The sequence below is a fragment of the Klebsiella sp. BIGb0407 genome, assembly GCF_024807845.1.
GTDB lineage: Bacteria > Pseudomonadota > Gammaproteobacteria > Enterobacterales > Enterobacteriaceae > JGM124.
In genome coordinates, this window is record NZ_JANUEQ010000010.1 from 85,069 (window position 1) to 103,826 (window position 18,758).

The 18,758-nt window shown below is 51.7% G+C and carries 19 protein-coding genes; 1 reads left to right on the forward strand and 18 read right to left on the reverse strand.

Annotation, left to right across the window (positions count from 1 at the left end; all coding sequences use genetic code 11):
- Positions 1-25 precede the first annotated feature (25 nt).
- From M2387_RS22775 to eutS, 18 genes are all read right to left on the reverse strand, one after another.
- Positions 26-580, reverse strand: a complete 555-nt coding sequence (locus M2387_RS22775; protein WP_259052849.1) for a BMC domain-containing protein — start codon at positions 578-580, stop codon at positions 26-28.
- Between the two features lie 2 nt (positions 581-582).
- Positions 583-1,935: a 4Fe-4S dicluster domain-containing protein gene (locus M2387_RS22780; protein ID WP_259052850.1), complete on the reverse strand. Its 1,353-nt coding sequence runs from the start codon at positions 1,933-1,935 to the stop codon at positions 583-585.
- Positions 1,928-2,575, reverse strand: coding sequence for a BMC domain-containing protein (locus M2387_RS22785; protein WP_259052851.1), 648 nt, complete (start codon positions 2,573-2,575; stop codon positions 1,928-1,930). Before M2387_RS22785 ends, M2387_RS22780 begins: the two co-directional genes overlap by 8 nt.
- A 47-nt stretch (positions 2,576-2,622) precedes the next feature.
- A complete protein-coding gene (eutL, locus tag M2387_RS22790; protein WP_259052852.1) occupies positions 2,623-3,282 on the reverse strand; it encodes an ethanolamine utilization microcompartment protein EutL in 660 nt (219 codons plus the stop codon).
- 11 nt (positions 3,283-3,293) lie between these two features.
- Positions 3,294-4,187, reverse strand: coding sequence for an ethanolamine ammonia-lyase subunit EutC (eutC, locus tag M2387_RS22795; RefSeq protein ID WP_259052853.1), 894 nt, complete (start codon positions 4,185-4,187; stop codon positions 3,294-3,296).
- Positions 4,188-4,205: 18 nt separating this feature from the next.
- On the reverse strand, positions 4,206-5,567 hold the full coding sequence (locus tag M2387_RS22800) for an ethanolamine ammonia-lyase subunit EutB (protein WP_259052854.1): 1,362 nt from the start codon (positions 5,565-5,567) through the stop codon (positions 4,206-4,208).
- Positions 5,568-5,578: 11 nt separating this feature from the next.
- Positions 5,579-6,997: an ethanolamine ammonia-lyase reactivating factor EutA gene (gene eutA / locus M2387_RS22805; RefSeq protein ID WP_259052855.1), complete on the reverse strand. Its 1,419-nt coding sequence runs from the start codon at positions 6,995-6,997 to the stop codon at positions 5,579-5,581.
- Positions 6,994-8,265 carry an ethanolamine utilization protein EutH gene (eutH, locus tag M2387_RS22810; RefSeq protein WP_259052856.1) on the reverse strand — a complete coding sequence of 424 codons (1,272 nt, stop codon included), beginning with the start codon at positions 8,263-8,265 and terminating at the stop codon, positions 6,994-6,996. The genes eutA and eutH overlap by 4 nt, the downstream gene beginning before the upstream one ends.
- Positions 8,266-8,313: 48 nt before the next feature.
- A complete protein-coding gene (locus tag M2387_RS22815) occupies positions 8,314-9,516 on the reverse strand; it encodes an iron-containing alcohol dehydrogenase (RefSeq protein WP_259052857.1) in 1,203 nt (400 codons plus the stop codon).
- Positions 9,506-10,351, reverse strand: coding sequence for an ethanolamine utilization protein EutJ (gene eutJ, locus M2387_RS22820; protein WP_259052858.1), 846 nt, complete (start codon positions 10,349-10,351; stop codon positions 9,506-9,508). Before eutJ ends, M2387_RS22815 begins: the two co-directional genes overlap by 11 nt.
- 100 nt (positions 10,352-10,451) lie before the next feature.
- Entirely contained in the window at positions 10,452-11,888 is a 1,437-nt protein-coding gene (locus M2387_RS22825) for an aldehyde dehydrogenase family protein (protein ID WP_259052859.1), read from the reverse strand.
- A gap of 38 nt (positions 11,889-11,926) precedes the next feature.
- Complete coding sequence (gene eutN, locus M2387_RS22830) at positions 11,927-12,214, reverse strand: ethanolamine utilization microcompartment protein EutN (protein WP_259052860.1); 288 nt, start codon at positions 12,212-12,214, stop codon at positions 11,927-11,929.
- A gap of 141 nt (positions 12,215-12,355) precedes the next feature.
- A complete protein-coding gene (gene eutM / locus M2387_RS22835; protein ID WP_259052861.1) occupies positions 12,356-12,649 on the reverse strand; it encodes an ethanolamine utilization microcompartment protein EutM in 294 nt (97 codons plus the stop codon).
- Positions 12,650-12,688: 39 nt separating this feature from the next.
- A complete protein-coding gene (gene pta / locus M2387_RS22840; protein ID WP_259052862.1) occupies positions 12,689-13,711 on the reverse strand; it encodes a phosphate acetyltransferase in 1,023 nt (340 codons plus the stop codon).
- Positions 13,701-14,546, reverse strand: coding sequence for an ethanolamine utilization cob(I)yrinic acid a,c-diamide adenosyltransferase EutT (gene eutT / locus M2387_RS22845; protein WP_259052864.1), 846 nt, complete (start codon positions 14,544-14,546; stop codon positions 13,701-13,703). The genes pta and eutT overlap by 11 nt, the downstream gene beginning before the upstream one ends.
- An 11-nt stretch (positions 14,547-14,557) precedes the next feature.
- Positions 14,558-15,352: an ethanolamine utilization acetate kinase EutQ gene (gene eutQ, locus M2387_RS22850; RefSeq protein ID WP_259052865.1), complete on the reverse strand. Its 795-nt coding sequence runs from the start codon at positions 15,350-15,352 to the stop codon at positions 14,558-14,560.
- Between the two features lie 12 nt (positions 15,353-15,364).
- Positions 15,365-15,811 carry a EutP/PduV family microcompartment system protein gene (gene eutP, locus M2387_RS22855; protein ID WP_259052867.1) on the reverse strand — a complete coding sequence of 149 codons (447 nt, stop codon included), beginning with the start codon at positions 15,809-15,811 and terminating at the stop codon, positions 15,365-15,367.
- 26 nt (positions 15,812-15,837) lie between these two features.
- The gene (gene eutS, locus M2387_RS22860; RefSeq protein WP_259052870.1) at positions 15,838-16,173 is read right to left on the reverse strand and encodes an ethanolamine utilization microcompartment protein EutS; all 336 of its coding nucleotides are present in this window, start codon (positions 16,171-16,173) and stop codon (positions 15,838-15,840) included.
- 581 nt (positions 16,174-16,754) lie between these two features.
- Here eutS and M2387_RS22865 point away from each other — a divergent pair.
- Positions 16,755-18,686: a methyl-accepting chemotaxis protein gene (locus tag M2387_RS22865; protein WP_259052871.1), complete on the forward strand. Its 1,932-nt coding sequence runs from the start codon at positions 16,755-16,757 to the stop codon at positions 18,684-18,686.
- Positions 18,687-18,758: the final 72 nt, after the last annotated feature.

Consider the following 18,758-nt stretch of genomic DNA (forward strand, 5'->3'; position numbering starts at 1 on the left):
CCAAAAATGAACGGCGGGCATAATCTTAACCAGCGACCAATTGCTGCCAGAAATCAGGATGAGGGTTCGGTACCACCATACTGTAAACCAACGCACCTTTATCTGAAGCAACTTGCGATGCCGCTTTTTTGGCGGTTTCTACATCTGCAACATCGCCGCTCATAGCAAAGTAACATTTTCCTCCAATACCGTACGCCATATGCAGGCGGATTAACGTGACACCTGCGGCTTTAACAGCAAAATCAGCCGCCTCAATGCAGGTTGCCACGCTAAAAGTTTCCACCACGCCAACCGCTTCTCGTGAATGCACATCTGTTACGCCGCCGATAGCTGGCAGGACATCCGGGTGGATGTTGCTGAGCAAAAACTCATCCACAACCTGCGAGCCCCCTTTTTCAACACCACATTGCAGCGCTTGTTTAGCCGCCGCGATATCACCGCCGACCATGACCACATATTTACCCGGACAGACTGTTTTGCCCATCAGCAGGGTCACTTCTGCACTTTTCAACATGAAGTCTGTGACTTCCATCCCTTTGGCAATACTGGAAAGTTCTACCATCGCAATTGCGCTGTGCATCGTTATCCCCTTTCTATCGTGACAGCTTTGCTGTCAATATGACGAACCACACCGCTGATACTGGCGTGAACCGGAGCACCCAGTGCTTTTTCAGGAATGGCCGCAATGAGCATACCTACCGTGACTTTATCCCCTTCACGGACAACCGGAACCGCAGGGGCACCGATATGCTGACGTAACGGGATAACAACCTGCTGTGGCGTATAGACTTCATTCGCCATAGGCGCTTTATGCATAAACGCAGTCAGCTCCAGGCGACGGATAAGGCGTTTTACCGGGATCATCCGATCCCGTGCCATCGGATCTTCCGGCCGTAGCTCACCTTCATAGCGGATACCCGCTTCGCGTAGCTTCACTTTCATCATTTGATTAATGCGCATAGGCGAAATTTCCACCGGGCAGGACCAGGCTTCACAAATCGCGCATTCGGAACACGTCAGGGCAGCAACCACCGCTGATGGCGAGGAGATCTGTTCATAACCTACTGACCGCACAATCAAATGCGGCGGCAGTTCATGGCCTATCATGTGGCGAGGGCACAGCTCAGTACACAGGCCGCACTGTTCACATACCGTACGCGCCTGGTTTATCAGGGTGCGTACCGAACGGGTTCGACGCCTGATTAAAAGATGGTCATCCGGCAGGACTAACAAGCCGCCGGTCGTCTTAGTGACGGTATCATCCAGAGATTGCTGTAATTTGCCCATCATCGGCCCGCCGTTAATATAGGCCGGATTACTGATAGTTGAACCGCCTGCAATCGCCAGAACTTCACGCAGCGAAGTTCCTACGGGAACGGAAACCGTCAAAGGATGGTTTACGGCACCATTTACGGTTAAGACCCGCTGTGTAACAGCCTGTTCCTGTTCAACAGCATAGGCCACATTAATCAGGGTCTGCACATTACTGACTACGACTCCGACGGAGAGCGGCAGCGCAGCGGGTGGCACACGCCGACCCGTTGCCAGCCAGATAGTGATAACCTCATCTCCGGCGGGATAGACATCCGGTAAGACATGCAGACGAAGGGCTTCCGGTAACCGGGTATTCAGAAACTCAATCGCGGCCTGATGCTTTCCTTTAATGGCAATAATGCCCTCTTTTGCCCCGGTCGCCCGCATCGCATACAGCAAGCCACGGATCAGAGCATCCGCCTCACGAACCACCAGTTGCTGATCAACCTGCAAAAGCGGCTCACATTCAGCCGCATTGACGAGGTAAATCTCAGCCTGTGCTGCCAGCTTAACGTGGGTCGGAAAACCCGCGCCACCGGCACCGACAACGCCAGCGTCCTGCACCCGCTGACGAATGATCTCAGGCCCGCATTCATGCAGGCCTGGCATCAGATTACTCATCGAGGCTTTCCTCCTCTACTAACCGATAGCGACTCCCGCGTTTACGCAGTTTGCCCTGCTCAAAGAGCGCTTCTAAGGCATCACGGCACTCTTCTATAGAGCGACTGAAATGCATTGATGCTTCTCCCGCTGTCACGCCATGACGATGTCTGGCGCTAGCGACATAGGCAACCAGCGTCTCTGTATCCAGCGCGGCTACAGAAACCTCCGCCGTAACAGGAGCGGGGTCCACAACTGGGACGGGCTCCGCGACGACAATGGGTTCAGGAGCAGAAACGGGTTCAGGAACAGAAACGGGCTCAGGAACAGAAACGGGCTCAGGGGTGGAAACGGGTGCCGGTGAGGGTTTTACCTTTACAGGTACCCCACTAAAACCGGTGATAAGCCACTCAGTATCCCCATCAGGGCGACCAATAACTTTATGGCTTATCACTTTACCGGTGCGGGATGCAGCAGCAATGCCTGCATCCAGCGCCGCACGACATGCAGCCAGATCGCCTTCAATAACAAGCGTCACCAGTGCCGGTTCCACCAGTTCATAGTTAAGGATGCGGACGTCGGCCGACTTCAGCATCGCATCTGCCGCATCAATGCCGGGCACCAGACCGTATACTTCCAGTAATCCCAGTGAATTGATCATGACCTTTCTCCTGTATTAATGACTGAACTGACGACTGACTACCCCACTCAGGCGCGCTGAATCGGGTTACGTGCAATATCCAGAACCGCTTCGGTAAATGCATCACATGCGGCTTTACACGCCGCCTGGCTGCCTGTCAGAAAAGCCGCTGAATAGTTGGTTTCTGATGGCGGTGGTACATAGGTCGCCAGCTGCACATCAGCCGCTTTCAGTGCCGCATCAATCCCGAAGGTCGCTTCCAGCGGCGGCGCCACCAGATAAGCAATAGGGTCGCCCAGTTTGATTTTGTTGCCGTCAGAAAGGTAAGAACCGGTTCGGGAAACTAAATGCGCCAGAAATGCGGTATCTTCTTTATCATTTGCCCAGCGAAATGCTGCGCCGGATTCAATACTGGCCATCATGGAATCCAGACCCGCGCGAACTTCAGCCGGGTTCGGACCGCCGAGCATAATCATCACTTCACCGGAGGTCGGTGAAGGTGAGTTTGCAGCCCCGGCATACAAGGAGCGCCCGAACACCACTTCCACCAGCGCTTGTTTAGTAGCTTCGTCAGCCGCAATATAGGCCACATCATCGGAGTCGACGGTAATCAGACCGAGGCTACGGATATGTTTGGGTAATTTCAGTTCCTGGCAAAAATCCTGGTGTGCATTAGCGATAAGACGCATGGCTGTCACACTCGGCCGGATAAGATCTAAAGCAGGCATATTCAACTCTCCTAACGACTCATATTGATACCGGATGCTTTCTGCTCCAGCATACGTTTGGCTAAATCGACAATAACCGCGGCGGCTTCAACCGGCGGGGTTCCTGCACGGTGAATGTTGGAAATACAGGTACGATCCGCTTCGACAGTGCCTGCGACGGTCGGTGAGTACACCGCGTAGCAGGAGAGACTTTCAGACTGTCCCAGTCCCGGACGTTCGCCGACTAACAGGATGACGGCTTTCGCGCCGAGAATTTCGCCCGCCTGATCCTCAATTTTCACGCGACCGTAACGGACAAAGAAGGGGGTGCCCACTTTCAGGCCAGACTGCTCCAGACCTTTCATCAGCGGCGGCAAGATTTCGTCATAATTCGCGGTGATAGCATCAGTGGAGAGACCATCCGAAATAATGACCTGTACATCCGGCGCCTGTACGCATTGGGTTTTCAGTATTTCGACAGACTCTTTATTGAGGATACGGCCCATATCCGGACGGGTCAGATACTGATTTTTGTCCGTGATTTCAGATTGTAATTCCAGCAGGTTCTGTTTTTTCACCCACTCTGCCGGAACCTCTTTCAGCACGGTATCCTTGGAACGGGAGTGGTCAGCCAGGAAACGCAGCAGGCTTTGGGTACGTGGACGTACACCGGCACGACCCGAGCAAACACGGGAGCCCGTGCTGTTCCGCAGTTCGGTTAACACTTCCTCACGGTTCGGGTTCTGAACGCCAATCCACTGTTTTGCTTCCGGCGAACCAAGATCCCAGTCAATGGACTCAACTGCCGTATTCCCCTGATTCAACACCGCCTGAGTGACAGCGGTAACTGCCTGTACATTTTCGTCCGCATGCCCCATCTGAGCCATCACGCTGCGTACGATGTCATTAATTTGTTTTTGATCCATGGTGATTTACCCCGAAAATCAGAAGAACAGTGACGGATCGCCGGCACGATTGGTAAGACGGCCATTTTCCATCAGCCCCATTTTTTCCAGCCAGACTTCGAATTCCGGCGCAGGGCGCAGGCCGAGTAACTGACGGACAGTCGCGATGTCATGGAATGCGGTAGTCTGGTAGTTGAGCATGATGTCATCCCCCAGCGGCATACCGATGATGAAGTTACAGCCCGCAGAGGCCAGCAGGATCATCAGGTTTTCGTTGAGGTTTTGATCGGCATCCGCATGGTTGGTGTAACAGCAGTCACAGCCCATGGAGATACCGCTGAGTTTGCCCATGAAGTGATCTTCAAGACCGGCGCGGATAATCTGACGATCGTTATAGAGATATTCAGGTCCGATAAAGCCGACCACGGTGTTGACCATGAACGGATCATAGTGGCGTGCCAGACCGTAGTTACGGGCTTCCATCGTGACCTGATCGGCGCCGTTGTGCGCACTCGCTGAAAGTGCAGAACCCTGCCCTGTTTCAAAGTAGAGACAGTTAGGACCGGCGATACGGTTATACTGCGCCCCTACATGACGGGCTTCATCGAGCATTGAAAGTTCAACCCCAAACTCACGCAGGCCTTTTTCACTGCCGCAGATACTCTGGAAAATCAGGCCGCCAGGCGCACCGCGTTTAATCGCTTCCATCTGGGTGGTAACGTGTGCCAGCACGCAGCCCTGAGTTGGAATTTCGTATTTATCAATGATGCCGTAAATGGAATCCAGTACCCGGCTGAGGTTATCCACATCATCCGTAACCGGGTTTACGCCGATAACGGCGTCACCGCAGCCGTAGGAAAGACCTTCGTAGATTTGCGCCACGATACTCTGTACGTCGTCGCGGGTATCATTCGGCTGTAAACGACCGCTAAAATGGCCGGGTAATCCCATGGTGTTATTTGCACGTTTAACCACAGGGATTTTTTTGGCGCCAACGATAAGGTCCGCGTTGGAGCAGATTTTTGCCACGCCAGCGATAACTTCAGACGTCAGGCCTTTGCGTAGCAGGTTGATATTATCCAGAGAGGTGGTATCGCTCAGAACATGCTCACGTAGCTCACCGATAGTCCAGTTCTTGACCCGGTTATATTCCGTCTCATTGATATCATCCTGAATCAGACGGGTGACGCAGTCATCTTCGTAGGCTATAACAGGGTTGTTGCGGACATCCGCGATAGTCAGTTCAGACAGCACTTGTTTTGCTGCCACACGTTCCTGCGAATTATTTGCCGCAACGCCCGCCAGGATATCCCCGGACCGGAGTTCATTAGCTTTCGCGAGAACGTCTTTGACGTCCCGAAACTGATAAGTCTGTCCAAATAGCGTGGTTTTTAATTTCATATTACGTTCCCTCAGGAAGGAAATGCGAGTGATTTGACTGTCACAGGGACGACAGAACCGCTGAATAGCGGCATTCCGATATCGATATAATCGCCCGTGTGTGTAATAACTTCGTCGATAACGGCCAGTTCCCGGCCGTTCATCAGCGGACGCAGCAGCATGCCCAGCGCTTTACCGAAATCCTGTCCGGCAATCACCAGCAGTGGCAGGGTATTTGGGTAAAGTTTGGAAAAGCGTTCCAGAGCATCAATGCAGATTTGTACTGAGGCATAGCTCGTCGGCAGCGACTCAGGCAGTGCCAGAGCATAGAGATCCTGTTGCGGATTAAGATCCATCTGCATCAGAGCCCGCCCCCAGATATTGACTAAGTCTTCATCATCGGTACGGCCCAGCGCCGGATGTACCACCGGAATATTACGAATCGGCAGTCTGATACTATCCAGCCAGATGGTGCTACCCGAAAGGGATAGCGTATGAGCCCCCGCCCCGATAACCGTTGCGCGGACGGTCTGGGCCGGCGTCTGCATTGGTAGGGCATTGAAATCAGCATTACGGTGAATGGCCTTTGCCAGCAGAGGGCCGATATCGCCGAAACGGAAGTCATCACCGCTTTGCGGATTGCTGTAACACTCACCTACACCACCGGAGAGTGTGACCGCGTAATAACTGCTTACCGCTGGCAAGCCTTCCGTCATCAGCAATTCACGTCCGAGCGGGGTGAGGTTACCGCTGAGTACTTCATACAACAGCTCACTCATACGCCCGGCAATGGTGTCCAGCTGTGCCGGAGTCAGAGACAGAGGATCGGTGTGCTCGCCAAAGCAGTCACGGGCAATCAGACGACCCGGAGCATGAACAAAGGTGACTCGCCCGCTGCTGTCAGTTTCAAACAGACGCCCACCTACGTTCAGACAGGCGGAACTGATGACATGCCCGGCTTCAAACAGCACGTAGTTTGATGTGCCGCCGCCAATATCAATGTTCAGTACCCGCGCCATCTTTTGCTCAGAGAGTGTCTGTGCGCCGGATCCTAAACCGGCAATCACCGATTCAAGATGCGGCCCGGCGGTGGCTACCACGAAATCCCCGAGTTTTTGCGATAAGGCGATTAACGCCGGACGGGCATTGCGGGTTTTGGCAGTCTCACCGGTAATAATGATGGCCCCGGAGTCAATCGTTGCCGGTTCAATACCGGCCGCGGCATACTGATCCAGCACCAGCGCCAGCAGTTCCTCTTCACGCAGGTGCCCATCTTTATCCACCGGCGTAAACAGAACCGGGCTCTGCCAGATAATTTTGCGTTCCACAAACTCATAGCGCGGCACCTGTGACACCGCCGCGCGGTTTACCAGAGAGAGACGGGAGAAGATCACCTGAGTAGTGGTGGTACCCACGTCGATACCGACACTTAAGAGTTCAAGGGTTTTCATGCCTGTTTGTCCTCGGCAGTGATTTCAGCAGCAGCTTCAGCGGCCGCAGCGGCATCTTCCTGCTCAATATTTTTCGGCATCATCATGATGGCGACAAAAATAGCCGTGATACCGCCGATAATTTTCCCGGCAATCATGGGGAAGATCATCGGAGCCATGTTCGCAGCGACAAAGCCCAGGTGATCCCCAAGGGCAAAGGCCGCAGAGACGGAGAAGGCGCAGTTGATGATTTTTCCGCGGGTATCCATTTTTTTCATCATGCCGAACATCGGGATGTTGTTCGCCAGGGTAGCTATCATGCCGCCCGCAGCCATATTGTTGATTTTCAACAGGCTGCCGATCTTCATAAAGGATTTTTCAAACCAGCGGGTTAGCAGCAGTACCATCGGGTACGCCCCTAAAAGCACGGCAGAGATTGAACCGATAACTTCGATGGCGCGCATCACTTTGCCCGGGACATCACCTTCCGCCATAAAAATCGGATCCATCCCCGGGATAAGATTCCAGCCTACGGTGAACTTCGCCACCGCCGCAGCCAGACCTATAGTGATAATTGCCACGAGAATCTTGGCGAAGATCTGAAAACCGTTGATCATCTTTTCAGGAATGAATATCAGACCGAGGCAAACCAGCGCGGCGACAATAATCACCGGGATCATATTGAGTAGCAGCATGCTCATGCTGAAATCGACAATCTGACCATCGATCTCTATCCCGGAAAATTTCGCCACCAGACCACCCGCGATACAGCCCACCGGAATGGTTACAATGCCTGCCAGTACACCGAGAGCCAGGAAGCGGCGATCTTTCTTCTCGATAATGCCCAGCGCAACGGGAATAGTGAACACCATCGTTGCCCCCATCATCGAGGCGAGCAGTACACCTGAGTAGAGCCAGGCCGCAACATCACCGCCGGAAAGCTCTTTTGCAAGGAAGAAGCCGCCCATATCAATAGCCAGAATACTCCCCGCAAACACCGACGGGTTAGCCCCCAGCATTTCGTATACGGGAATAATCAATGGCCCCAGTACGATAGCGATAACCGGTGCCAGCGCAGTCATACCGACCATTGCCAGGCCCAGAGCCCCCATCGCCATAAAGCCTTCTTCAAACTGCTCGCCAGAACCGGCAATACCTTTACCGATTTTACCCAGCCCGATTTTACCGAGAATGGCCTCAGAGCCACCGAACTGGCTGAAGATACGATCCACGGCTGCTATCAGCATAAAACTCATCATGATGTACATGATGATTTCATTAATGCCCATACCCTACTCCCCTCGCGCCTGTCGAGCAGGCTGTCTTTTATGATTGACTCAGGCAGACTCGTAAATTGCCGTTATCTGAGCCGCTGTGACCGTACGCGGATTGGTTTTGATGCAGATATCCTGCAAAGCAACTTTGGCAAAACCATTAAAATCCTCACGTTTTCCGCCTAATGCTGACAGCGTCTGCGCGAGTTCCACGTCACCGATCAATTGTTCTACAGCCTCAATGGCCTCCATATCGGTCATCTGACGCTGAGTCAGAGCGTGACCAATTTCGCTATACGCCTGCTTGCAAACCAGGCGGTTAAAACGCATGACCTGTGGCAGCATGACGGCATTCGCCTTGCCGTGCGGAATGTTGTACGCCGCGCCAATCTGATGCGCCATGGCATGGCAAAGTCCCAGACCCGCATTGGAGAACGCCATCCCGGCCATATAGGAGGCCAGCATCATGTCTTCCCGTGCTTTGATGTCATGCCCCTGCCCGACCGCAATTGGCAGGGCATGGCCTATCATGGTGATCGCCCGTAATGCCAGGGCCTGAGTCAGCGGTGTGACATTACTTGCCACATAGGCTTCGATAGCATGCGTTAATGCATCAATCCCGGTCATCGCCGTCACATGCGGCGGTACGCCGAGCGTCAGGCAGGCATCAATAATGGCAAAATCAGGCAGTAACTGGCTGTGGGCCAGTACCAGTTTGATATGGTTTTCCGCCGCAATAATCACAGAGACATTGGTGGCTTCGGAGCCGGTACCGGCGGTAGTTGGAATAGCGATAAAGGGCAGACGTGGATTCAGCGGCGTATCCGGCATCAGATTTGCCAGAGACAATCCTGGGTTTGCGGCAAGCACCGCCACCGCCTTCGCTGCATCCAGCACCGAACCGCCACCGAGGGCGATAATGCCATCGCACTGTATTTTCAGCAGATTATCGACAGTATTGAATACATCTTTGTCCAGCGGTTCGCCCGGAGGACATGGCCAAATCTCATATTCAATACCGCTGCGGGTGAGATTCCGCTCCAGCATATCGGTCAGACCGGCCTGCAATAGCATGCCGTCCACCATAATAAAGACATGCTTAATACCGCGCTGAGCAAGCACGTCCCCGCTACGGCCGACAGCTCCGGGGCCGATTAAGGTAGTCGGGGGAACTGAAAACTCACGCACCTGACGAGCATTGACCAAATCAAGCGCCTGATAGATTGCGGACTGCACCTCAGCCGCGGGTAAAAGATTATCCGGCATGACGGCTTTCTCCCAGAGAGACACCGCAGATGGCAATGGCCAGCGGCGTCATAAAAATAGATTGCTGTGGTAGTACGACGTCAAGGTGCGGGAAACGCGCCTTAAATAGCGGCTGTACGCCGGGTTGCATACAGGAGCCCCCCGCCAGCCACAGCTCAGTCACTTCTTCACCACGAATATGGTCTTCGACGATATCCGCCATTTTTTCGTATACCGGACGAATAACCGGCCAGATATTTTCACCTTGCTGGCGTTTCATCTGTTCTGCCTCTTCCAGCGCAATGCGCTGATTGCCCGCCAGAGTCAGGGAAATATGGTGCCCCCCCGTCGCTTCATCACCTGAGCGGGTCACTTTCCCCTGTTGAACAATGGCAATACCGGTAGTACCGCCGCCGATATCCACCACCGCGGCTTTATCCAGCCCCATCATGTCGGCAACCGCAGAGGGTTCATCCAGTACTCTTGCGACCTCAAGGCCTGCGGACTCAAGGACATTCACCGAGATACGTGGGTCCGTTCCGGGCGGGAAGGAGGTTGTGGCGACCTGAAAACGGAAACCCAGCTGTTTTTGCAGCGTATCAAGATGTTTATTAACAATTTTTACCGCACCGAAGAAATCCCAGACCACGCCATCGCGTACCACATCCGCCCAGTCCAGGCACACCGCAACCGGCTGGCCTTCGGCGTTCACCGCCATGGAGACCACATCACAAGTGCCGAGATCGATGCCAAGCCACAGCGGTTCACCCTGGTAACCCTCCGCCAGGGGCTGATTACAGATTTCCGCTGTCCGCTGTAAGCGCGATACCAGCCACTCCTGATTGCGTTGAACCATCGGATCCTCCGGTTTAAAATCTAACGTCAGGGCTAACGTGAGAACCTCACACTAACCGGGAATAAAAAGCGGTGAAGCCCGCAGGCTTCACCCCTGCGACTTACACAATGCGGAACGAATCCACCATGGTGCAGCGACGCAGACGGACAAAAGTCCGGGCACAGGTCACACCCTCGCCGGTTGGTGTGGTAATTGTCATGGTTGTCCAGCCTTCGCCGCCCAACCCGAGGCCGGCAATGCAAGGTCCATTCTTGACGAAAATGCTGGTGTCGATGAGATTTGCCATGCGGTTCATATTGCTGATGTTAGTGGAGTGCATGGCTGCGGTATGGTGGCAACCGCCTTCCAGTTTCACCGCCAGATCAATCGCCCGCTCGACGTCTTTTACCCGGATAACAGGTAGAACAGGCATCATCAGTTCAGTGACAGCAAACGGATGTTTACAGTCAGTTTCGGTGATAAGCAGGCGGGTATCTGCCGGAACCGTCAGGCCGATAGCTGCCGCAATTTTTGCCGCATCGCGACCGACCCAGTCACGACTGACGGTCCCGTGACCATTCTCATCGATATTTTTTAGCAGTACCGGAATCAGCTTATCGGTCTGTTCGCGGGTCAGTAATACCGCGTGGTTACGTTGCATTTCGGCTATCAGCTGGTCTGCAATGCAATCCACCGCGATCAGTACTTTTTCATCTGCACAGATAATGTTGTTATCGAATGATGCCCCGTGAACGATTGCTTTCGCCGCACGTTCAATATTCGCCGTTTCATCAACGACAACGGGCGGATTACCGGCACCGGCAGCAATCAGACGTTTATTGGTATGTTTGCGGGCAGATTCCACTACCGCATCTCCTCCAGTCACGACCAGCAGACCGATCCCCGGATATTTAAATAAACGCTGTGCGGTTTCGATATCGGGTTTAACCACGGTAACCAGCAGGTTATTCGGGCCACCTGCGGCAACAATCGCTTCGTTTAAAACAGAAATAGTGCGCTGTGATACTTTTTTCGCGGCCGGATGCGGTGCGAAAATAACGCTGTTACCCCCGGCAATCATGCTGATGGCGTTATTAATCGCCGTTGCCGCTGGGTTAGTAGAAGGAGTGACTGAGGCAATAACACCCCAAGCCGCATTTTCGATGAGGGTTAAACCGTGGTCGCCGGTTAACACTTCAGGACGCAGACACTCAACGCCCGGGGTACCGTTTGCCTGAGCTAAGTTCTTCGCGAGTTTGTCTTCAACGCGCCCCATACCCGTTTCTTCAACGGCCATAACGGCCAGTTCACGGGCATGCTCTGTTGCTGCCCGGCGAATTGCGCTGATACAAAGGTTGCGCATTTCGACAGTTTTTAACGATTTCTGTGCTTCTTTAGCGGCAAGAACAGCGTCATCCAGGGATTCAAAAACCCCGAAGCCATTACTCTGTGGGGCTGCCGCCTGTTGTGGTTGTGCTGCTGCAACAGCAGGTTTTGTACCCGCATTCATGCTGGCCAGAACTGCCTTAACCACATTCTCAATTTCTTTCTGATCCATATTCACCCACGCCTCTTTCTGTGACTCATTGCAGAGATTTATTTATGAAAAATCACCTGACTTCCCATAACGGCCTCATCCACAATGCCGATAACACTAAGATCGACCGGTGCCGCTTCTTTATTCTGAGCATGCCGTGCCGAACTTCCGCTGACGATCAGCACCCATTCGCCATTACCTGCACCGATACTGTCGGTTGCAACGGCCACCTCACCGTTAGGCTGCCCCTGGCGGTTAATCATCTCCACCAGCAGTAATTTGTCGGATGCCAGTCCGGGATGACGCACGGTGCACACGATTTGTCCGATAACGACAGCAAGTTTCATGTTCACCTCTTTTATCTGAGTACCCTGAATACAACCGGCTACGGATTTCAGGTAAAACAATCCCCTGCCGTCGATGTGACAGCAAAAAAACCGGGGAGATTAAAATGGCGTGGCGTCAGAAACACGCCACGCTAATAACGATTAATCGAGTGATTGATCGCTGGACATTTTGATAGGAAACACGTCTTCCAGATCGCCATGTGGACGAGGAATAACGTGTACGGAGACCAGTTCACCAATACGCTGAGCGGCGGCGGCACCGGCATCAGTTGCGGCTTTACAGGCTGCAACATCACCACGCACCATGGCAGTGACCAGACCACCGCCGATTTGTTTAACACCGACTAATTTAACGCGAGCCGCTTTGACCATCGCATCCGATGCTTCGATTAATGCAACCAGACCCCTGGTTTCGATCAGTCCTAATGCTTCCATGATATTTTCCTCTCAATTGAGATCCCATCAGGGACCGGTTTAAATAACGCTTTCAGCCTCAGTGCGACGAACGAATTGTCCGGCCTGAGCTAACTGTGTTTGTGCTACCAGAACGAGTTCGATAATGTCCCGGGCATTACAGCCGCGGGACAAATCATGTATTGGTGCGTTCAACCCCTGGATTAGCGGGCCGAGAGCCCGATAACCGCCAAGACGCTGGGCGATTTTGTAACCGATATTGCCCGCTTCCAGTGACGGGAAGACCATGATGTTTGCCCCGCCCTTTAACTCACTGTTTGGGGCTTTCTGTGCGGCAACCGCGGGCACAAATGCCGCATCAAACTGCAATTCACCATCCATATTTAACAGCGGGGCGCGGGCGTGGATAATTTCCACCGCCTGCTGCACCATCGCGACATTAGGATGTTTAGCGCTGCCTTTCGTGGAAAAAGACAACATTGCCACCCGTGCGGTTTCACCGGTAATAGTGGTGAAAGTTTCGGCGCTGCTGATCGCAATATCCGCGAGCTGAGCCGAAGTGGGCTGAGGCACAACACTGCAATCCGCGAAGCCCAGCACACGGCCTTCAGCCCCCGGCGGTAACATAATGAAGATGGAGGATAATGTTTTAACACCCGGCTTCAGGCCGACCACTTTCAGCCCGGCACGCAAGACAGAAGCCGTCGACGAAAGGTTACCCGCCACGCATAAATCAGCTTTTCCGGCGGCAACCATCGCAGCACCAAACCACAGCGGCTGACGCATCGCTGTATCGGCATCTTCCGGGGCTTTTTCACCAAGACGGGCAGTGATAGCGCTGGCAAACTCTGCCCGCCATTCATCCGCGCTGTCCGGGTCAATGGTGGTCAGGCCATCCATAATCGCACCGGTGCGCAGTGAAAAATCACGGAGTGCAAACGGGTTAGCCAGCAATATCGGCTCTGCCAGACCGTTCTGTTTCAGGTAACGCGCGGCATGGATAACGCGTTCATCCAGGGCATCCGGCAGAACGACTCGCGGCGGGTTAAGCTGTGCCTGCTGGCGGCATCTTTCAATGAGCATTTGTCGCCCCTTGCGTCAGAACCTGTTTCAGTGCCTGGGTGGTCAATACCCCCCCTTCACGCACTACCATTACCATCAGGACATAGACCGCACTGGAGAGGCGGTTGAGCGCCTGCATAATGTCAGGGCGAATGACCTGAAAATAACAATCGATATAGATACGAGCAGCACTCACTTCTGTTTCACGGACTTTAGTCCGGAGCAGATTCAGCTGCGCGGCTTCACGGCCATGGCTGACATCAGGAACGATATGGTCATGGCCAAGATATTTCAGTGGGTTATGAGAAAGTTTGTGCAGCTCATCGGCGTTCAGACCGGCAATACTTTGCTCGCCCAGAGGTTCGTTAAGCGCATCGGCACGCATGATATTGCCAAGCACAGAACGGATATCAGCAAGCCAGCCTTTCAGCGCCGTCTGCGCAAATTCAGTCTGCAACCAGACAGCTTCGGCGATCGTGGCATCCAGCGCGGCGCGAAACGCCAGGCGAGGATCATTTTTAGCCACCATCGTGTGGCCGTTAAGGTGCGTCAGCGTATCCGGCTTTTTCGCCACCGCCTGATGACATAATTCACAGGCCGCGATATCCGCTTGATCCTTACTCGTTAAACCGTGTACCGCTTTCAGGTCAGGGAGCGCTGTTTCGGTTTTAACGGAAGTTTCCGGGTTTTCCACAAACAGTCGGCCTTGTTTATCCTGAAATTTCACCTGTAAATGGCGGCTTTCGATCAGCTCACGCGCAGAGGGCGTCATGCGGCTATCCGCTGGCAGGTGAATTTCACTGCCTTCGCTCAGCGTAAAATTGCCCCGCAGCCAGTCTTCAGTGATATAGGTCATGGCGATACCTCTCAGCAATCCTGCCAGTTAGCCGGCCAGGCAACGTACAGGAAGCGGACAGTTGAAGGCGTACCGAACTCAATCGCCGAGCCTTTCGGAATAAACATGACATCACCCGCTTTCGCGACCATAGTTTCACCCAGATGGCGTACATGCAGCTCACCGTCCAGCACCAGATCCACTTCGTCGTAGTTCAGCGTCCATGGAAAGAATGCGTTTTCCCACTGCATAAACCCGGCAGCCATGCTGCTGTTGTCTGAACCGGTAATGAGATCGGCAATACCGACATGGTGGGAACCCGCCCCGTCAAAACGGCCGAATTTCACAGAGCTGCTGTCCACTACCTTGATGCCACCCTTGCCGGTCACGCTGCGATAGCTCTGGGTATTCGGGGTATCGGTATTATCTTGAGCTGGCGTAAATGCCGCCACTTTCGTCTTAATTTGAGCGATACGCTCCTGCACAACTTTATCAACCAGCTGTGCAATCAGGATTTCGGTGATACTGCCCTCAGGCAACTGGGCGATAATACATTCGCGGATTTTCTGACGCTCTGTCGCTGAAATAGTCGGCTCTGCTTCCGTTTTTGTAACCTGCGGCGCTGCAACATTGGGTGCTGCGACATTGGGAGCTACAGCCGGAGTACTGCACTGAACGGCATCAACTTCACAGATTGCAAAACCCAATTGTTCAGCCACAACATGCGCTTCCGGAGTAATAATGCTCTCTTTCAGCACCACATCCAGACGGGTTTTTCCTGCTGAGTGCGCTTCCCGGATGTCATTGGCCGTGATTAGTTTCTTCATCAGATATTCCTCTTATTGGCTGTCTACTGTGGCCAAAAACTGTTTTACTTTCAGGACGTCATCAGGATTAAGGCTGTTGATGGCTAACATCGGTTCTTCAAATCCTCTGCCGGAGAGCAGCTCACGTACTGTTGATACCTCTGCATCCGGCGCATCAGCTTTGCTAATCACCGCAAAGCGACGTAACCGGGGGTAAATATCGAGTAATCCAGTCGGGATCCGACATTCCGGGTTATTTGCGGCATGGACATAAACCAGCACATCACAATCTGATAGCGTATTAATCAGCGCGTGATACAGGCGGGGATGGCTGAAATATTCACCCGGGGTATCAATGCTGCCCTCATCGTTGAATTCAATGGCCTGTGTTTTGCGCGCCAGTTCAAAATCGCCCTGTAACGCATTGAATAACGTGGTTTTACCTGCCCCGACATCACCCACAAACACAATTTTTTTCATTCAAAAAATCCCCTGACAACACCCGGCTAACTGCGGGTGATATCACAAATGGCATAGCTGAGTAGCTGGCTTAGCCCGCGAACCGTCTGGATAAGTGCCTCTTCCACCGCACCGACAGAACCGTAAATAACCAAAGCGCCGGTAAAACGGTCAAGAAAGCCTATTTCTACACTGGCAGCTTTCGTGGCAATATCGCCGGCAATCATTGCGGTTTCACCCGGAGTCAGCGTCATAATGCCGATGGCTTCAGCACCAGGCACCCCTATTTTTTTGGCCAGGTCATGACTCGGGTGCGCAATTAAATGCGCCAGCGTTACCTGCTTACCGGGAACAAATTCCTGGATAATACGTTCCTTTTCCATCGCCCCCCCTTATTAGAATGACTCCATGCTAGCCACTCTCTTTAAAAGGGAATAACAAAAATCGGCAATCACGATAAAATATTGAATCAGATCACCAATTGACAGAATTGTTAATTTTTAACACTTGGAGAACATTATCGGGAAATATCGATGCTTTAACTTTAGGTTATTTAAAAATAAACCAATGAAAATAGTCAGATAGGATAATTTATTTATGAAAAAGCAGAGGCGTTAAAAAAATCGAATTTAGCAGATCGTGAAAAATAAGACATCCCTACAAGAAAAAGGTTACATGGAAATTAACCTGAAAAAATAAATAATCACCACCTGTTATTTTGTATAATTTAACCCCAGGTAGTAACTTACCATCACCTATTGATTTACAATATTTTACTCTAAAAATTTAATCTATTTAAACTTATTATCCCAAACAAAACCCAGAAAGGAAATTAAAAACCACAATACGATAAAAATCAGATGGTTATTATAGTAATAAATTAAATCACGTGATAATCAACTATAAAAGTATTTCCCAAATTGCCGAAGTATAGGAACTGCTGTTAATTCTTCGGGGGTTTCCTGTGTCATTATATCCATCTCGCATCTCTACGCGTCTCAGTATTGGTGGCGTTCTGTTACTTATCATCACTACACTAATTATCATTATAACAATGATGTGGCGGGGACAGCCGCGGGTCATTGAAGTTAACACTGCATTAATTGAAGAAACGGGGCGAGGACTTGTCACGAGAATAAGTTCAATTCTGGCTCATACTGACGGGCAAACCGTGAGTCTGGCTCATTTAGCGGAGTCGCTACCAAAAGACGATGCGTTATACCGTAATATTCCGCCAAAACTCATTAAGGGCAACAATCTTATTACGGGTTTTGGTATTTGGCCTGAGCCGGGAATGTTTGAGCCAGGAATTGAAAAGAAAAGTTTTTATTGGAGCAGAGATAGACAAGAAAACCTTATATTTTCAAATGAGTATAATGTAGACGATAAAACAAATTATCATAATGAAAGCTGGTACACCAATGCCCGGAATAAATCTACCGAGACCTGCCAGTGGTCTGATGTATATGTGGATGCCGTCACCGGAATCAATATGGTTACCTGTAGCGTTCCTTACGAAACCGCAGGTAAATTTTCCGGGGTCGCAACGACGGATATTCATTTGGATAATATCGCCGCTATTATGCAGCAGTATGGCGGGGCAACAGGGGGTTATGCCTTTGTCATCGACAAATCGGGGCAACTGGTCTATTTCCCCGGAAGCGATGAGATAAAAGCTAAAACAATCAGCGAACTGGCAGATAAAGTTGACTGGCTGAAACCTGTCCTGAATGAATTTAAATCCGCGAATACCGATCGCTCGGCTATCAATAGCATCAGAATAGTTAATGACGGTCAGTTAAATGCGCCATCACAAGCAATGTTATTTCCAATGGCCGAGACTGGCTGGATTATTGGCCTTGTCACCCCGGAAAGCAGAATATCAGGGCTGGCAAAAGTGATGATGCAGGACGTTCTTGAAATATTATTACCGGTGATGGCGATAATATTATTGGGTGCATGGTTTATCGTCAGAAGATTAATTAAGCGGCTCGATGATACGCGTAAGGCACTGGATGATATTGCCCAGGGTGAAGGCGATCTTACCCGAAGAATGGATGTTCAAAGCAATGATGAAATTTCAGCGATATCTCAGGCATTTAATCTGTTTGCAGACAAAATCTCGTCTATGTTGCTTAGCGTTCGTAACAGTAGTGCTGTGGTAGCGGGAAATACTGCCAGTCTTGCCGATAATAATAATGAATTATCGGCAAGGGTCACACAGCAGGCAGCCGCGCTGGAGCAAAGCGCATCGGCGATGGAAGAATTAAATGTGACGGTTAAGCAAAACGCTGAAAATACCAATCAGGCGGATGAGCTGGCAGAGAGCACGGCGCTAGCCGCAAATAAATGCAGTAAAATGATGCAGAATGTTGTTTCAACCATGAACGAAGTAAACACTTCCGCCGGGAAAATGGTGGAAATTGTTTCGGCAATTAACAGTATTGCCTTTCAAACCAATATTCTGGCACTGAACGCCGCCGTGGAAGCCGCACGTGCCGGAGAAGCTGGCCGCGGATTTGCCGTTGTTGCATCAGAGGTTCGGACATTGGCACAACGTAGCGCGGAAGCAGCGCATGAAATTAAGGCATTGATTGAGGGTTCAGTCAGAAATATCAAAATGGGGGATGAGCAGGTTCATCATGTTGGAGAAACGCTGGCGGACTTGGTTGAAAATGTGCTTAATGTCAGACAGTTTATGGGTAATATCCGGATAGCGGGCAATGAACAAAGTAAAGGGCTTGCCGAAGTCACAATAGCAGTATCTGAAATGGACACCACCGTTCAGCAGAATGCCGCATTAATCGATGATGCCGTATCCCGGACCCATGCGCTAAAAGATGAGGCAGATAATCTTGCCCGGCTGGTTTCAGCATTTAAATTACCCGGACAGTAATCCATAACCCTTAGCTGATATCTATTCCCGGCGAAGAGTCTTTCACCGGGAATCTGTTTTTATTTCTCACTG

Bases quoted from the DNA above. Each gene is read 5' to 3' on its own strand.
- eutM (WP_259052861.1), bottom strand. From the start codon at position 12,649: ATGGAAGCATTAGGACTGATCGAAACCAGGGGTCTGGTTGCATTAATC.
- M2387_RS22825 (WP_259052859.1), bottom strand. From the start codon at position 11,888: ATGGATCAGAAAGAAATTGAGAATGTGGTTAAGGCAGTTCTGGCCAGC.
- M2387_RS22800 (WP_259052854.1), bottom strand. From the start codon at position 5,567: ATGAAATTAAAAACCACGCTATTTGGACAGACTTATCAGTTTCGGGAC.
- eutJ (WP_259052858.1), bottom strand. From the start codon at position 10,351: ATGGTTCAACGCAATCAGGAGTGGCTGGTATCGCGCTTACAGCGGACA.
- eutH (WP_259052856.1), bottom strand. From the start codon at position 8,265: ATGGGCATTAATGAAATCATCATGTACATCATGATGAGTTTTATGCTG.
- eutN (WP_259052860.1), bottom strand. From the start codon at position 12,214: ATGAAACTTGCTGTCGTTATCGGACAAATCGTGTGCACCGTGCGTCAT.
- M2387_RS22785 (WP_259052851.1), bottom strand. From the start codon at position 2,575: ATGATCAATTCACTGGGATTACTGGAAGTATACGGTCTGGTGCCCGGC.
- M2387_RS22780 (WP_259052850.1), bottom strand. From the start codon at position 1,935: ATGAGTAATCTGATGCCAGGCCTGCATGAATGCGGGCCTGAGATCATT.
- M2387_RS22775 (WP_259052849.1), bottom strand. From the start codon at position 580: ATGCACAGCGCAATTGCGATGGTAGAACTTTCCAGTATTGCCAAAGGG.
- eutP (WP_259052867.1), bottom strand. From the start codon at position 15,811: ATGAAAAAAATTGTGTTTGTGGGTGATGTCGGGGCAGGTAAAACCACG.
- eutL (WP_259052852.1), bottom strand. From the start codon at position 3,282: ATGCCTGCTTTAGATCTTATCCGGCCGAGTGTGACAGCCATGCGTCTT.
- pta (WP_259052862.1), bottom strand. From the start codon at position 13,711: ATGCTCATTGAAAGATGCCGCCAGCAGGCACAGCTTAACCCGCCGCGA.
- eutT (WP_259052864.1), bottom strand. From the start codon at position 14,546: ATGACCTATATCACTGAAGACTGGCTGCGGGGCAATTTTACGCTGAGC.
- eutS (WP_259052870.1), bottom strand. From the start codon at position 16,173: ATGGAAAAGGAACGTATTATCCAGGAATTTGTTCCCGGTAAGCAGGTA.
- M2387_RS22815 (WP_259052857.1), bottom strand. From the start codon at position 9,516: ATGCCGGATAATCTTTTACCCGCGGCTGAGGTGCAGTCCGCAATCTAT.
- eutC (WP_259052853.1), bottom strand. From the start codon at position 4,187: ATGGATCAAAAACAAATTAATGACATCGTACGCAGCGTGATGGCTCAG.
- eutA (WP_259052855.1), bottom strand. From the start codon at position 6,997: ATGAAAACCCTTGAACTCTTAAGTGTCGGTATCGACGTGGGTACCACC.
- eutQ (WP_259052865.1), bottom strand. From the start codon at position 15,352: ATGAAGAAACTAATCACGGCCAATGACATCCGGGAAGCGCACTCAGCA.